The following is a 13,550-nucleotide window of genomic DNA, read 5'->3' as shown; positions in this document are numbered from 1 at the left end:
ATTGATTTTTATGATTTCTAAAACGGACTAAAGTCCGTTTCTATTGATGAAAATATTGATAAATTTCCACAGATTGCTTCTTTATTTAATTTCTTGCAAAGATTTCTCAAAACTCACAACTCGTATCTCGTAACTCGAATCACTCTTTAATCTTGGATTTAAATTTTTTCTGATAGTTTTCCCATTGTTCACGGGTTTTGATATTTTTATATTCGCCTTTAGAAAATAGAGTTATATAAGGTTCTAATTCTTTAGCAGAGAAAAATCCCATCAAATTGGTTATGGGTTGAGCATTTTCGTCTAAAAATACCAGAGCAGGATATCCATTGACATTCATAAACTTCGCGAACTGGTGCATTGCATTTTTGCTTTTTGCCTTGTTAGCAAAGTCTGGATTGGTAAAAACTCTGTCGTAAAAATTAACCGTCTGATTGCCTTCTGCATTGAATTTTACGGCATAAAAATTTTCATTGATGTATTTCGAAATAATAGGATGTGAATAGGTCTGTTTGTCCATCAATTTACACGGTCCACACCAATCTGCATAAAAATCGATGAGAATCTTTTTTGGATTGGTTTTTTGAGCAGTTAACGCTTGTTCCATCGTCATCCAATTCACTTGTGAAAAGGAAAAACTGAATACCCAAAGAAATAACATCGATAAAGTAGTTTTCATACAGTAGTTTTTATGTGGTTAATGAACCTCTTGCATTAATTTTTTCACAAAAGGAGATATCAAAATCAGTACCAAACCAGCTACTAAAGAGTAGATTCCTAAATCTTTATATCCTTCTGTGTAAGTAATTAGTTTTTCATAGTTGGTTGCACCTTCCTTTGCTGAAGCCATGTTTGCGCCAATAATTCCTGCAACATATTGTCCGTAAGCTGAAGCCAAAAACCACATTCCCATCATCATTCCTTGTAACTTTTCAGTAGAAAGTTTCGTCATAATAGACAAACCAATTGGCGATAAGCATAATTCGCCAAAAGTAATGACCAATAAAGCAATTGTGAAAATATTCAGAGAAGTTATCCCTTGAAGATTCGCGAAAAATTTAGTCGCAAAAAGCACATAATATCCTAATCCTAAAAAGATAAACCCTAAACCGAATTTGATTAAAGTATTGGGTTCCAATTTTCTTTCACTTAGCCAAATCCATAATAAACCAATAATTGGTGCTAGGAAAATAATGAAAAATGCACCTCCAGAATTGTTCACTCCATTCGGGTCTAATCCTAGTAAGTCTTTGTTCAAATTATTCGCAGCAAAAATGCTCAAAGAACCACCACTTTGCTCATAAATTCCCCAAAAAATAATAGAGAAAATAATAAAAACCAAAGCCGCCCACAATTTTTTTCTTTCGGCAGGAGTAACCTTTGTCATTTCATAGAATAGATAAATAAGCGTCAATGGACCTACAATATACATGAATAAATCTGTGTATTCGGTTATAGAAACCATCGTCATAATTATTGGTACAAAAACCAAAGAAAGGACATAAACTCCATATTCTTTCCATTTTGCCATAGGTGAAAAAGTTCCATCTGCATTTAATGTTTGAGGCTGTAAACCAATAGGTCCTAATCTTCTTTGAGTAAATATAAAATTTACCAAACTTACCACCATAACAATAGCCGCCAAACTGAAAGCAACGTTCCATCTTTTATCTTCTGGAATAAAACTAGAAAACATTTCGCCTTTCCCAATAGCAATACAAAAATAACCTCCCAATAAAGCGCCTAAGTTGATTCCTGCATAAAACAATGAGAAACCTGCATCTGTTCTAGAATCTCCCGCTTTATAAAGTTTTCCTACCATGGTAGAAATATTCGGTTTAAAAAATCCTGTTCCGATAACGGTAAAAGCAATTCCTAGAAAGAAAAACTGATGTGGATCTATAGATAAAATAACACTCCCAACAATCATCAGTAAACCTCCCCAAAATAAAGATTTTCTAAAGCCAAGGATTTTATCAGCAAAAAGTCCGCCCACAAAAGTAAAAGCGTACACAAAAGCTTGAGTAGCTCCATATTGAAGATTGGCTTGTTCGTCTCCGAAATTGAGTTGAGAAATCATGAAGAACACAAGCATTCCGCGCATTCCGTAGAAGCAGAAACGTTCCCACATTTCAGAGAAAAAGAGTGACCAAATCTGGCGAGGATATTTGCCTTTAAAATCTTGAATTTGTTCGAGAGTTAATTCCATTGTAAAAATTTATGTAACGAAAATAAAAAAAACCTCTGACATTGCAGAGGTTTTAGTGAGTTTTATGATAATTTTAATTTACGCCGTGCATTTTCTTTTCTAACCATCTACTCATCACGAATAGAACTGCTGCTGCAACTCCACACATTACGATGAATACTAAGAAGAAATCAAATAAATTAGCAATTTGGAAACCTAAGAAAGAGGTAGTAGCAGCGCCTTCTCCACCTTCTCCACCTCCAGGAATTAATGCTGAAAGTGTTCCTGCAAATTTATTGGCTGCTGCGTTTGCTAGGAACCAAGTTCCCATCAATAATGATGAAAATCTAGCGGGTGAAAGTTTAGAAACCATTGATAATCCAATTGGTGATAAACAAAGTTCTCCCATCGTGTGAATCACATAAAGACCAATTAACCAGAACATAGATACTTTATCCATTGCTCCTAAACCATAAACTGCAAATGCGATTACTACATAACCAAGAGCAACTAAAGATAAACCAATCGCCATTTTTTTAGGAGAAGTAGGTTCTAATCCTCTGTTTCCTAATCTTAACCAAAGTGAAGAAAATAATGGTGCTAAAAGGATAATTGCTAATGGATTTACAGATTGGAAATAAGATGCTGGCATTTCCCAACCGAATAAAGTTCTATCTGTTTGTCTGTCTGCAAAAATAGTAAGCGAAGCTCCTGCCTGTTCAAATGCTCCCCAGAAGAAAATCACGAAAAATGCTAGAATGAAGATCACCATAATTCTGTCTCTTTCGTCTTTTGTAAGGGATTTATCTGTTAAAATAATAAGCGGCATGGCAATCATCGCTCCGTAAATTAAATAACCAATAATATCTAATTCGCTATTGAACATTGTTTTGAAATTCATTAAGAAGAAAATCAAAGCGGTAGCTGCGATTACAATTCCTATTTGTTTTACGCCAAATTTCTGTGTAGGCATTCCAATAGGGTTATTGTCTGCATCTACTAAAAGTTTATTTTTTTGAGCTACGAAAGTGATCAAACCAATAATCATCCCGATTCCAGCTGCTAAAAAGCCCCATTTGAAGTCTATTTTTTCAGCTAAAGTTCCACAAATTAATGGTGAGAAGAATGCTCCTAAGTTAATTCCCATGTAAAAAATTGTAAATGCAGCATCTACTCTTCTGTCTCCTTTTGGATACAACTGACCTACCATTGTAGAAATATTTGGCTTGAAGAAACCGTTTCCAATGATGAGTAAAGTAAGACCTACCCACATTAATGAAATAGCAGCACCACCTGAAGCTGAAGCACTAAAAAACATCGCAAACTGACCAAGAGCCATTAATATACCTCCAATTTCTATACTTCTTCTGTTTCCTAAAAATCTATCAGAAAGATAACCTCCCAAAAGTGGTGTTAAGTATACCAAACCTGTATAACTTCCGTAGATATTAGAAGCGTCAGAATCTGGCATAAGAAGCATTTTCGTCATGTATAAGATAAAAATTGCTCTCATACCGTAGTAAGAGAAACGTTCCCACATTTCAGTCATGAATAAAAGGTATAATCCTTTAGGATGTCCTTTTTGTTGTGCTGTATCCATATTTTTATTGTTAATTTTTTGTTAAGACTAGCAAATATAGTTTTTTTTTGGTTTAGTCAATAAAAAAGTCAGCACTAAAAGTACTGACTTATATCTTCTTAATTAGTGACCTTGGTCTTTCATAATTTTATTCAAACGCTTTAGCATAGATGCTCCTAGTAAAGTCGCAAAAATGAGTAAAGCAAAATTTACCAAGAAATAATTCATCTTATTGTCATAGCTGTACCAAGTACTTGCCAAAATTCCAGAAAGTTTGTTTCCTACTGAATTGGCCAAGAAGAAACCACCCATCATTAAAGCGGTGATTCTCGCTGGCGAAAGTTTTGACACGAAAGATAGTCCCATCGGTGATAAACATAATTCCCCCACCGTAATCACTCCATAACTTGCAACTAACCACCATGGTGAAACTTTTACGGCTCCATTGTCACCAGCATAAACCGCTAAAACCATCACCAAACAAGAGAGTGCAGAGATAAATAATCCCAAGACAATTTTAGTTGGAGTTAAAGGTTCTTTTCCTTTTCGTCTGAGCATGGCCCAGAATGCTACAATTACTGGCGTTAACGCAATTACCCAAAATGGATTAATGGATTGGAATAATTCTGTATTGTATAGAAACACTTTTTGGGAAGGATTTTGCTCTAATTGTGCTTTTTGTTCAGGTTTAATATTTCTGAAATAAATATCTTTTCCTTGCGTTTTTAACGTTTTACCGTCTTCTCCTTTTTGGGTTTGATATTGGTCATCATACACAGAAACTTCCTTGTCTTTGAAGTCTTTTCCATCAACCATATAAATATCTTCCAAAGGTTTCTCTACACATGCAGGAACACTTCTATCGGTATAATAATTTGCCCAACGTGTTAAAGCTGTTCCGTTTTGCTTGAAAACCGCCCAGAAAAACATCGAAATTAAAAAGATAGACAACAATGCTCCAATCGCAGGTTTTTCTTTCTGATTCGCTTTGAAATAAAGAGAAACATAAAAATAAATAACAGGAATACATGCAAAAATAAACGCATCTGTACTATCACTTCCGAAGATTTCTCCTGGTAAGAACCAACCGATTGCTCCAGCGATAATTGCAGGTAAGAATACTTTAACCAAAATTTCAGAAAGTTTGGTATCTCCTTCTTGTACTGGCTTCATTTCTGCAGCCTGTCTGTAATGTTTCATTCCTACTGTGAAAACTACTAAACCTACCAACATCCCGATTCCAGCGGTGATAAATGCTTCTCCCCAACCGAATTTATTACGCATAAACGCAGCAATAATATTACAGATGAAAGCACCGATATTAATTCCCATGTAGAAAATGTTATAACCAGAATCTTTATTGGCTTTATATTTTTCGTCTGAATAAAGATTTCCTAAAAGTGTAGAAATAGTAGGCTTAAAGAAACCATTCCCCACAATAATTAATCCTAAAGAAGTATAAAAAAGTGGTAAATCTTTGAAAACGCCCATCCCAATGTAACCTGCAGCCATCAAAATACCACCCAAATAAATAGATTTCACGTATCCTAGAACTCTATCTGCCAAGAAACCACCGATAAATGGAGTAAGATAAGTAAGAGCAATATAAGTCCCGAAGATATCATCTGCCATTTTATCAGGAAGACCTAATCCTCCTCTCATTCCTTCTGGCTCAATAAGATATAATACAAAAATTCCTAAAATTAAATAATACCCGAATCTTTCCCACATTTCCGTGAAGAACAAATACGGTAAACCTTTTGGATGTTTATTGTTCATAAAATTTATTTTTCCCAAAAATAAGTTTTTTAAATGGAATGAAAAATTTTTCTAACTTTGATAAAAATAAATTCTAAAAAAATGGAAATCACAATAAAAGATTTAGAAAAAAATCTAAAGACACTTCCCAAAGAACTTTTAGGGAATGTGAATGACTATATTGATTTCTTGAAGGAGAAATACTTAGATAAAGATTGGGCAAATCAATTATCTGAAACTCAAAAAAAATCTATTGAAAAAGGAATTTCAGATATAGAAAATGGGAACATCATTTCGCATGAAGAAGCCAAACAAAAAATTAGAAATTACCTTCAATCAAAAGCCATTTAAATGAAAATTGTTTGGTCTAAAGAAACTCTAGAAAACTATTTAAAAGTTTTAGATTATTTACTAGAAAACTGGACAATAAAAGAAATCGAAAGATTTGAAAATAATTTTGACGAACTGATTGAAAGGTTAAAATCACACAAAGAAATTTGTCCAAAATCTAAACTTCTAAGTTTCAGAAAATGCAAAATAGATGAAAATAATTCTTTAATTTATCAAGAAGTAAATCATACAATTTTCTTCATCTCAATTATAGATAATAGAAGCCTTCATAGCTACTAAAAATTCGAAATTTAATAAGTTTTAGCTAAAGCTAATGAAACTTTAAACTAAAAAAGCGGACTAAAGTCCGCTCCTATTGATGTTTATATTTCGTCTTCTGACTTCCTAATTCTAAAAATTCTACAAAATAAAATCCGTCATTTTACAAATTTTCAAAAAACTTAAAAATCTAATTATAAATCTTCTTTCTAAACTCTTTAAGCAAATGATCATAAGTGTCATAAAGTTGTTTAAGAGGAGTTGTTGTAATTCCAGTACTGAAATTTTTCTTATAATCAGAAATAGCTTCTTTAGAATAAACAATTTTTCCTTGTTTTAAATCGACAATTTGTAATACTGTATGATAAACTCTAGTTTTTGAAACATCATCTATTTTTACTTTTATGATTTTATTGTCAAGATCATCTTTGTTTTCAGGTTTTCTCATAAATCTTAAGATTACTAAATAATCGAACTCTTCAGAATAATTTTCTTTCATAATATCAACAAAACCATCAGTAACCCTAACAAACCTATCATTATCAAATTCTAGTAAAGAATTTTTTACATACATATTTTCACCAAAAATATTTTTGAAATCATTATCAACAGTTTTAATGAATGACAAATCATTTGTATGAAGATTATTTTTAATAAATAAATATTTTTTACTTTTATTCAAAATAAATTCATCTTTATAGCTTGATGATAAGGACATTTTTGTATTTGCAATACAAGAAGTTAATAAAACTATCAAAAATAAATAGGCAAATATTTTTCTCATAATTTAATTAATTTTTTTTTACAAATTCTCCAAAATAAAATCAGTCATTTTTTTATACAATTGAGGTCTGGTTTGACCGCCATAAATTCCGTGATTTTTGTCTGGATATGCCATAAATTCAAACTGTTTATTGTTTTGAATTAACGCTTCAGAAAATTCCATAGAATTTTGGAAATGTACGTTATCATCTGCTGTTCCGTGAATCAAAAGGAATTTGCCTTTTAGTAATTTCGCAAAAGTTGTAGGTGAATTCTGGTCGTAACCTTCAGGATTTTCTTGTGGCGTTTGCAAGAATCTTTCGGTGTAAATGCTGTCATAATATCTCCAATTGGTAACTGGCGCTACCGCAATTCCTGCTTTGAAAACATCTGCACCTTTTGTCATGGCTAAGCTTGCCATATACCCACCATAACTCCACCCAAAAATACCAATTCTAGACTTGTCAATATAAGATTGATTTCCTAACCATTTTGCAGCAGCAATTTGATCTTCTATTTCGTATTTTCCTAAATTTTTATAGGTTACTTTTTTATAATTCGTACCTCTATAACCTGTTCCTCGACCGTCTACACAAACTACGATATATCCTTTCTGCACCAAATGATTGAACCAAAGTCCGTTTCCACCGTCCCAAGAATTAGAAACTTGCTGAGAACCTGGCCCTGAATATTGGAACATGAAAAGTGGATATTTTTTATTTGGGTCAAAATCCTTCGGTTTCATGATGTAAGCATTCATTTGGTCTCCTGCTTCATTCGGAATCATCATAAATTCTTTGGTAACCAAATTATCTGCATTTAATTTGCTTAAAAGTGCATCATTATTCTGCAATTCTTTCACAAATTTCCCGTTTCCATCTTTTAAAGTATAAGTGAATGGTTTTTTAGCAGTAGAATTGGTTTCAATAAAATATTGGAAATTTTTAGAAAAATCTGTTCTGTTATTTCCTTCCGCTTGAGAAAGCAATACAGATTTCCCTGATGAAATATTAAATTTAGAAACTACTTTATTGATGCTTCCTTTCTCGGTTGTTTGTAAGAAAACTTCTTTCGTTTTTGGGTTAAAACCATAATAATCAGTGATTTCCCAGTTTCCTTTGGTTACTTGTTTGTTCAGTTTTCCTTTCGCATCATACCAATACAAATGTCTGAAACCACTTCTCTCTGAAGCCCATAAAAATGAATTGTCCTCTAAAAATTCTAACGTAAGATTATCGGTGTCAATCCAAGCTTGGTCTGTTTCGGTTAATAATTTAGAAACGGTTCCAGAAGCAGTATTAATTTTTAAAATTTCTACTTTATTCTGATGTCTGTTGGAAGTTGCAATCGCTACCTCATCATTTTTAGCCGTGCTAAAAACTTGTGGAATGTAATAATTCTCGAAACCTGCCAAATCTAAATAGATAGTTTTACCAGAATTTACCTGATATAAATGTGCAGAAACTTCTGAGTTTTTCTCTCCAGCTTTTGGATATTTAAAACGATAATCTGTAGGATAAAGCGATTTATTATACATCTGCATGTTCATCTCTGGAACTTGCGATTCATCAAATCTTACAAAAATGATGGCGTCACTTCCTTTGTTCCATTGATAGAAATCTGCATGTCCGAATTCTTCTTCATAAACCCAATCTCCCAATCCATTAATCACTGAATTTTTCTTACCATCATTGGTAATTTGAGTTATTTTTCCAGATGCTAAATCTTGATAAAATAAATTATTGTCTGAAATAAAAGCTACTAATTTTCCATTAGGTGAAAATTTAGGTTCTTGAACAAAATTTCCGTTATTAAGACTGATTATTTTTCCTGAAGTAAGGTCTTTAACATCAAATTTCCCTAAAAATGAATGTCTATAAATAGGCTCAGATTCTTTTTGCAAAAGAATTTTTGATTCATCATCAGAAAAAATATAACTCTCAAAACTTCCGTCTACAATATTGCCCACTTTTTCAGTGGTTTTGTAAGAATATTTTGCAATACCGCCTCTTTCGATTACGGCATAGTTTTCTCCATTTTTAAGAGAAGCGATTCCCGCAATGTTTTTGCCGCGGTAGTAACCCGAATAGATTTTTTCTAGAGTAATTTCTTGAGCAAAGCCAAAATGCATCATTCCCAAGAAACCTAATGTTAAAAACAATTTCTTCATTCCTTAATTTTTAAATTTTTCTAAATGTTATTATTCAAAAAAAGCTCCATAATATGCCGCTCCATACAATGCTGTTTTGCTATTTAGGTTCAAGTAAATAGGAATTCCAGCTAAAAGCGGTTCCATTTCGTCACATTTTAAGAAGCTTTCTTCTATTTTATCTTTGTTGATAAAGTTATAAATTCTTGGCGGAATTCCACCTGCTAAAATTAATCCCCCTGTTGCTTTATAATTCAGCACCATGTTATTGGCTCTTCTCGCCATAAAATCTACCAGCATTTCCATAGCCAAAACGCAAGTGGTACATAATCCAGACATTGCAGTTTCACTGATTACGGCAGATTTATCTTTAGCTTCTGCTAATTTCTGGGTAAGCCAAGCTTGTTCTTCGTAGCCTTTTACATCTCTCAAAAATTCGTATATTTTGTAAATAGCTGGTCCAGAAACCAATCTTTCCCAAACGATGATTTCGCCGTAGGTTTTTTGCAAAAATTTTACCAATTCAAATTCTACATCTGTTCTCGGCGCAAACTCACTGTGGCCACCTTCAGAAGGCATTGGTCTTAAATATTTTCCGTCCCAGAAAAGACAAGCTTCGCCTAAACCTGTTCCTGGAGCCAAAATAGCAATATGACCACCGATAGAAGGATTTCCGTTTCTCATGGTCACCATAAATTCATCATCCATCTCTGTCATTCCAAAAGCCGTAGCTTCTAAATCATTAATTAGATAGACTTTATCTATTTGTAGGTCTCTACTGAGTTCTGTTACATCTATTTTAAATTTTATATTGGTGGTGTGACAAGTTCCGTTTACTACAGGACCTGCAGCACCAATAGAAATTCTGTCTGGCTTCTCAAAATTATTTTTTTTGATAAAATCAAGAATAATTTCGGTCAAAGAATTATAATGATTGGTGGTATACGTTTCTTCTAACTGAAGAACCATTTTGCCATTTTGCGAAACAAATTGTGCAATATTGGTTTTGGTTCCACCTACATCTGCTGCTAGAATTGAAAGGTTATTGTTTGCTGGATTTTCGATTTGTGGTAAATAAAGCGGAAATTTCATAGTGTGAAAATTTTAAATATTGTGTTGTTTAATTTTAATAAAATTGCTTTGAAAAAAATTCCCCTAAAAGTACGGCTTTTCAGCAATTTAAACCTCATAGAAAACGCCCTAAAAACATGATTTTAGTCTTGTTATTTCGTGAAAATCCGCAACCTCTCCTTCCAAAATTGCAGACGAATGAAAGCTCTTTGCATGAGTGAAATTTTTAATCTCAACAAGGTTAGAAGAACGCAAACCTCCACCGCACAAAATATCTATTCTACCGGCAGAAATTTCCACTAATTTTTGGAGCATTTCTTTGCCTTCTTCTACATTAGATTTTCCACCAGAAGTCAAAACGGTAGAAAAACCACAATTAATAAGCTTTTCCAGTGATTTTTCTAGATTTTTGGTTCTATCAAAAGCACGATGAAAAGTACAAGGTTTTCCTTTTGCAAATTGGATAAGTTCCTTGCATTGCTCTTCGTTTACCTCATCATTTTGGTCTAAAATCCCAAAAACAAAACCATCTGCTCCAGCGTTATAAAAATTTTGCAATTGGTGTTTCATCAAACTAAAACCTTCATCTGAATAGAAAAAATTTCCACCTCTCGGACGAATCATCACGTAAATAGGTACATCTATTTCCTTTTTTAAATTTTTGAAATCTTCTAAATCAGGAGTGGTTCCGCCCAAATGAAAATCTGCACAAAACTCTATTCTATCTGCTCCAGCTTTCGCCGCAATAACGGCAGATTCTTTATTAAAACAAGCTATTTCTAACATATATTTTTAGATTTGAGAATCGAGAACCTAGATTCAAGATTGCGTTTTTAAAAATTCTAAATTAAGCTTTTGGCATCAATTAAAACATTGTTTTCTTGAGTATGAACCGCGTAATTAAAACCTTTCTGCAAACAAAACGCACCTGTTTCACCAAATTTGTTGATGGCTATAAAACCAATCTGAGTATCTTTCACATTTCGGTTTTGATTCACAAAATTCTTATAAATTCTCTTCACTGCTTCTTCACACGCTTGTTGAGGAGATTTTCCTTGTCGCATTAATTCTACCACCAAATGTGAACCGCAAGTTCTAATCACTTCTTCACCATGACCAGTTGCAGTTGCAGCGCCTACTTCATTATCTACAAAAAGTCCCGCTCCAATTATTGGTGAATCTCCCACTCTGCCATGCATTTTAAACGCCATTCCAGAAGTAGTACACGCTCCAGAAAGATTTCCGTGTTCATCAAGCGCAATCATGCCAATTGTGTCATGGTTTTCTATATTTACCACAGGTTTATATTCTGATGTTTTGAGCCAATCTTTCCATTCTTTTTCGGATTCTGGTGTAAGCAAATTTATTTTTTCAAAACCTTCAGAGACCGCAAATTGCAAAGCTCCATCGCCAACTAACATGACGTGAGGCGTTTTTTCCATCACGGCTCTGGCTACAGAAATTGGATTTTTGATATGTTCTAAAGACGCCACCGAACCAATATTCGCTTTTTCATCCATAATACAAGCGTCTAGCGTAACTCTTCCGTCTCTGTCTGGTCTTCCTCCGTAACCTACACTTCTTTCATTCGGGTCGTCTTCTACCAATCTTACGCCTTTTTCTACAGCATCCAAAGCTTTTCCTCCTTTTGAAAGGACTTTCCACGCTTCTTCATTGGCTTGAATACCAAATCTCCAAGTCGAAAGCACGACTGGTTTTCTGATTTTTTTATTTTTCGGAAGAATTTCTTCGGCTTTTAAAGGATTTAAAGCCAATATTGCAGATAAAATTCCTGCATTTTTCAAAAATTTTCTTCTGGTAGCCATTTATTTGTACGGATTTTTAAGCGGTTGATTGATGGATTCTTTATTGTAATTCACTTTCAGTTTGTCTAAAGTTTTAGCATTTTTTTGAAATCTCAGTTTGAAATCATTGAAATCATTATTCGTTCCCCACAAAACTTCAGAAAGTGCCATCATTCTTGGGAAAATCATGTATTCTACTTGTTTAAAATCGAGAATATATTCGCTCCAAAGATTCGCTTGAGCTCCCAAAATATATTTTTTCTCGTCATCTTTCAATTTTTCTGGAATTGGATTGAAGGAATATACTTTTTCAGCCGAAGTATAACCACCAAAAGCAATAGGTTCTGTGGCAGGATTATTCTGATAATGGTCGAAATAACAAAATTCTCCGGGAGACATCACCACGAAATGTTTTTGTTGAGCCGCCGCAATTCCACCTTCGGTTCCACGCCAAGACATCACCGCTGCATTGGGAGCCAATCCACCTTCTAAAATCTCGTCCCAACCGATGATTTTCTTTCCATGAGCATTTACAAATTTTTCAATTTTCTGAATGAAATAACTTTGCAATTCATGTTCATCTTTTAAGCCTTTTTCCTTAATTAAATTTTGACAATGAGCACATTTTTTCCAATTTTCTTTTGGGCATTCATCTCCACCAATGTGAATATATTCTGATGGAAAAAGCGGCATTACTTCTGCCAAAACATTTTCTAAAAAAGTGAAAGTTTCGGGTTTTGGACAAAAAACATCTTCGAAAACGCCCCATTTTTTCTCTACCTCAATTTGTTTCCCAGTACAACCCAATTCTGGATAAGAAGCGATTGCTGCAACAGCATGTCCCGGCATTTCTATTTCTGGAACTACCGTAATATGTCTTTCTGCTGCATATTTCACCACTTCTTTTATTTGTTCTTGTGTGTAAAAACCGCCGTATCTTTTATCATCAAATGTATTATCGCTGTATTTCCCAACCATAGAACCATTTCTCCACGCTCCAATTTCTGTGAGTTTTGGATATTTTTTAATTTCAATTCTCCAACCTTGATCGTCTGTAAGATGCCAATGAAATGTATTGAATTTATACATCGCGAGATAATCGATGTATTTTTTCACTTCATCTACTGTGAAGAAATGTCTGGCCACATCTAGGTGCATTCCTCGCCATTGAAATTTTGGAGAATCTGTGATTTCCATGCAAGGAATTTTTCCTTCTTTTTCATAAAAATTAATGAGTTGAAAGAGCGTATTTATGCCATTAAATCTACCTTCTTCTGATTCACTTGAAATAATAATTTCTGATTGATAAATTTTAATCTCATAATAATCTTTAGCTCTATTTTCAAGTTTTGGAGGTAACAATCCAAAAGATATTTGACTATTTTTAGTACCTTTTTTAAAAATAATTTTAGATTTATTAAATAAATTGAATGCAAAAAATATTTTATTTGCTTCACGCAATGGTAAATCTAAATTTACTTTAAAATCTTTCGGAATTTTAAAAAAACCTTCATTAAAATCAACTTTTTGTGGATAAGGAATGAGCGGTAATTTTTCTTGTGCATAAAATTTCGGAGTGCATAAAGCGACTGAAAAAAGAATCAAAAAACTTTTTAGAAAATTCATGGCGAT

Annotated in this window: 12 protein-coding genes; 2 read left to right on the top strand and 10 right to left on the bottom strand. The window is 33.4% G+C overall.

Going from position 1 to position 13,550, the window contains the following annotated elements; translation table 11 throughout:
• Window positions 1-139: 139 nt before the first annotated feature.
• The 4 genes from C3729_RS06110 to C3729_RS06095 all read right to left on the bottom strand — a co-directional run bounded on the left by C3729_RS06110 (window position 140) and on the right by C3729_RS06095 (window position 5,543).
• The gene (locus C3729_RS06110) at window positions 140-676 is read right to left on the bottom strand and encodes a thioredoxin family protein (protein WP_104793344.1); all 537 of its coding nucleotides are present in this window, start codon (window positions 674-676) and stop codon (window positions 140-142) included.
• Between the two features lie 18 nt (window positions 677-694).
• On the bottom strand, window positions 695-2,206 hold the full coding sequence (locus tag C3729_RS06105) for a peptide MFS transporter (protein WP_104793343.1): 1,512 nt from the start codon (window positions 2,204-2,206) through the stop codon (window positions 695-697).
• A gap of 73 nt (window positions 2,207-2,279) precedes the next feature.
• Window positions 2,280-3,785, bottom strand: coding sequence for a peptide MFS transporter (locus tag C3729_RS06100; RefSeq protein ID WP_104793342.1), 1,506 nt, complete (start codon window positions 3,783-3,785; stop codon window positions 2,280-2,282).
• A 102-nt stretch (window positions 3,786-3,887) separates the two neighbouring features.
• Complete coding sequence (locus C3729_RS06095; RefSeq protein ID WP_104793616.1) at window positions 3,888-5,543, bottom strand: peptide MFS transporter; 1,656 nt, start codon at window positions 5,541-5,543, stop codon at window positions 3,888-3,890.
• 81 nt (window positions 5,544-5,624) lie between these two features.
• On the opposite strand from C3729_RS06095, the gene C3729_RS06090 reads away from it, so the two are divergent.
• A complete protein-coding gene (locus C3729_RS06090; protein ID WP_104793341.1) occupies window positions 5,625-5,873 on the top strand; it encodes a DUF2281 domain-containing protein in 249 nt (82 codons plus the stop codon).
• Window positions 5,874-6,152 carry a type II toxin-antitoxin system RelE/ParE family toxin gene (locus tag C3729_RS06085; protein ID WP_104793340.1) on the top strand — a complete coding sequence of 93 codons (279 nt, stop codon included), beginning with the start codon at window positions 5,874-5,876 and terminating at the stop codon, window positions 6,150-6,152. It abuts the gene before it with no gap.
• Between the two features lie 169 nt (window positions 6,153-6,321).
• Here the strand turns inward: C3729_RS06085 and C3729_RS06080 are convergent, their stop codons facing one another.
• The 6 genes from C3729_RS06080 to C3729_RS06055 form a co-directional block, all read right to left on the bottom strand.
• Window positions 6,322-6,915, bottom strand: coding sequence for a hypothetical protein (locus tag C3729_RS06080; RefSeq protein WP_104793339.1), 594 nt, complete (start codon window positions 6,913-6,915; stop codon window positions 6,322-6,324).
• A gap of 18 nt (window positions 6,916-6,933) precedes the next feature.
• The gene (locus C3729_RS06075; RefSeq protein WP_104793338.1) at window positions 6,934-9,063 is read right to left on the bottom strand and encodes a S9 family peptidase; all 2,130 of its coding nucleotides are present in this window, start codon (window positions 9,061-9,063) and stop codon (window positions 6,934-6,936) included.
• Between the two features lie 30 nt (window positions 9,064-9,093).
• The gene (gene glk / locus C3729_RS06070; protein ID WP_104793337.1) at window positions 9,094-10,134 is read right to left on the bottom strand and encodes a glucokinase; all 1,041 of its coding nucleotides are present in this window, start codon (window positions 10,132-10,134) and stop codon (window positions 9,094-9,096) included.
• 108 nt (window positions 10,135-10,242) lie between these two features.
• Complete coding sequence (locus C3729_RS06065; RefSeq protein WP_104793336.1) at window positions 10,243-10,899, bottom strand: copper homeostasis protein CutC; 657 nt, start codon at window positions 10,897-10,899, stop codon at window positions 10,243-10,245.
• Between the two features lie 56 nt (window positions 10,900-10,955).
• Window positions 10,956-11,939, bottom strand: a complete 984-nt coding sequence (locus C3729_RS06060; RefSeq protein ID WP_104793335.1) for an isoaspartyl peptidase/L-asparaginase family protein — start codon at window positions 11,937-11,939, stop codon at window positions 10,956-10,958.
• Window positions 11,940-13,544, bottom strand: a complete 1,605-nt coding sequence (locus C3729_RS06055) for a beta-N-acetylhexosaminidase (protein ID WP_104793334.1) — start codon at window positions 13,542-13,544, stop codon at window positions 11,940-11,942.
• Window positions 13,545-13,550: the final 6 nt, after the last annotated feature.

Source organism: Cloacibacterium normanense (assembly GCF_002943105.1).
In the GTDB taxonomy this organism is placed as follows: domain Bacteria; phylum Bacteroidota; class Bacteroidia; order Flavobacteriales; family Weeksellaceae; genus Cloacibacterium.
Note: the sequence above shows the minus strand (reverse complement) of the source record. Positions and strands in the feature narration are given on the sequence as shown.

Coding starts and splice junctions, on each gene's coding strand:
- C3729_RS06110 (WP_104793344.1), bottom strand. CDS start 676: ATGAAAACTACTTTATCGATGTTATTTCTTTGGGTATTCAGTTTTTCC.
- C3729_RS06105 (WP_104793343.1), bottom strand. CDS start 2,206: ATGGAATTAACTCTCGAACAAATTCAAGATTTTAAAGGCAAATATCCT.
- C3729_RS06100 (WP_104793342.1), bottom strand. CDS start 3,785: ATGGATACAGCACAACAAAAAGGACATCCTAAAGGATTATACCTTTTA.
- C3729_RS06095 (WP_104793616.1), bottom strand. CDS start 5,543: ATGAACAATAAACATCCAAAAGGTTTACCGTATTTGTTCTTCACGGAA.
- C3729_RS06090 (WP_104793341.1), top strand. CDS start 5,625: ATGGAAATCACAATAAAAGATTTAGAAAAAAATCTAAAGACACTTCCC.
- C3729_RS06085 (WP_104793340.1), top strand. CDS start 5,874: ATGAAAATTGTTTGGTCTAAAGAAACTCTAGAAAACTATTTAAAAGTT.
- C3729_RS06080 (WP_104793339.1), bottom strand. CDS start 6,915: ATGAGAAAAATATTTGCCTATTTATTTTTGATAGTTTTATTAACTTCT.
- C3729_RS06075 (WP_104793338.1), bottom strand. CDS start 9,063: ATGAAGAAATTGTTTTTAACATTAGGTTTCTTGGGAATGATGCATTTT.
- glk (WP_104793337.1), bottom strand. CDS start 10,134: ATGAAATTTCCGCTTTATTTACCACAAATCGAAAATCCAGCAAACAAT.
- C3729_RS06065 (WP_104793336.1), bottom strand. CDS start 10,899: ATGTTAGAAATAGCTTGTTTTAATAAAGAATCTGCCGTTATTGCGGCG.
- C3729_RS06060 (WP_104793335.1), bottom strand. CDS start 11,939: ATGGCTACCAGAAGAAAATTTTTGAAAAATGCAGGAATTTTATCTGCA.
- C3729_RS06055 (WP_104793334.1), bottom strand. CDS start 13,544: ATGAATTTTCTAAAAAGTTTTTTGATTCTTTTTTCAGTCGCTTTATGC.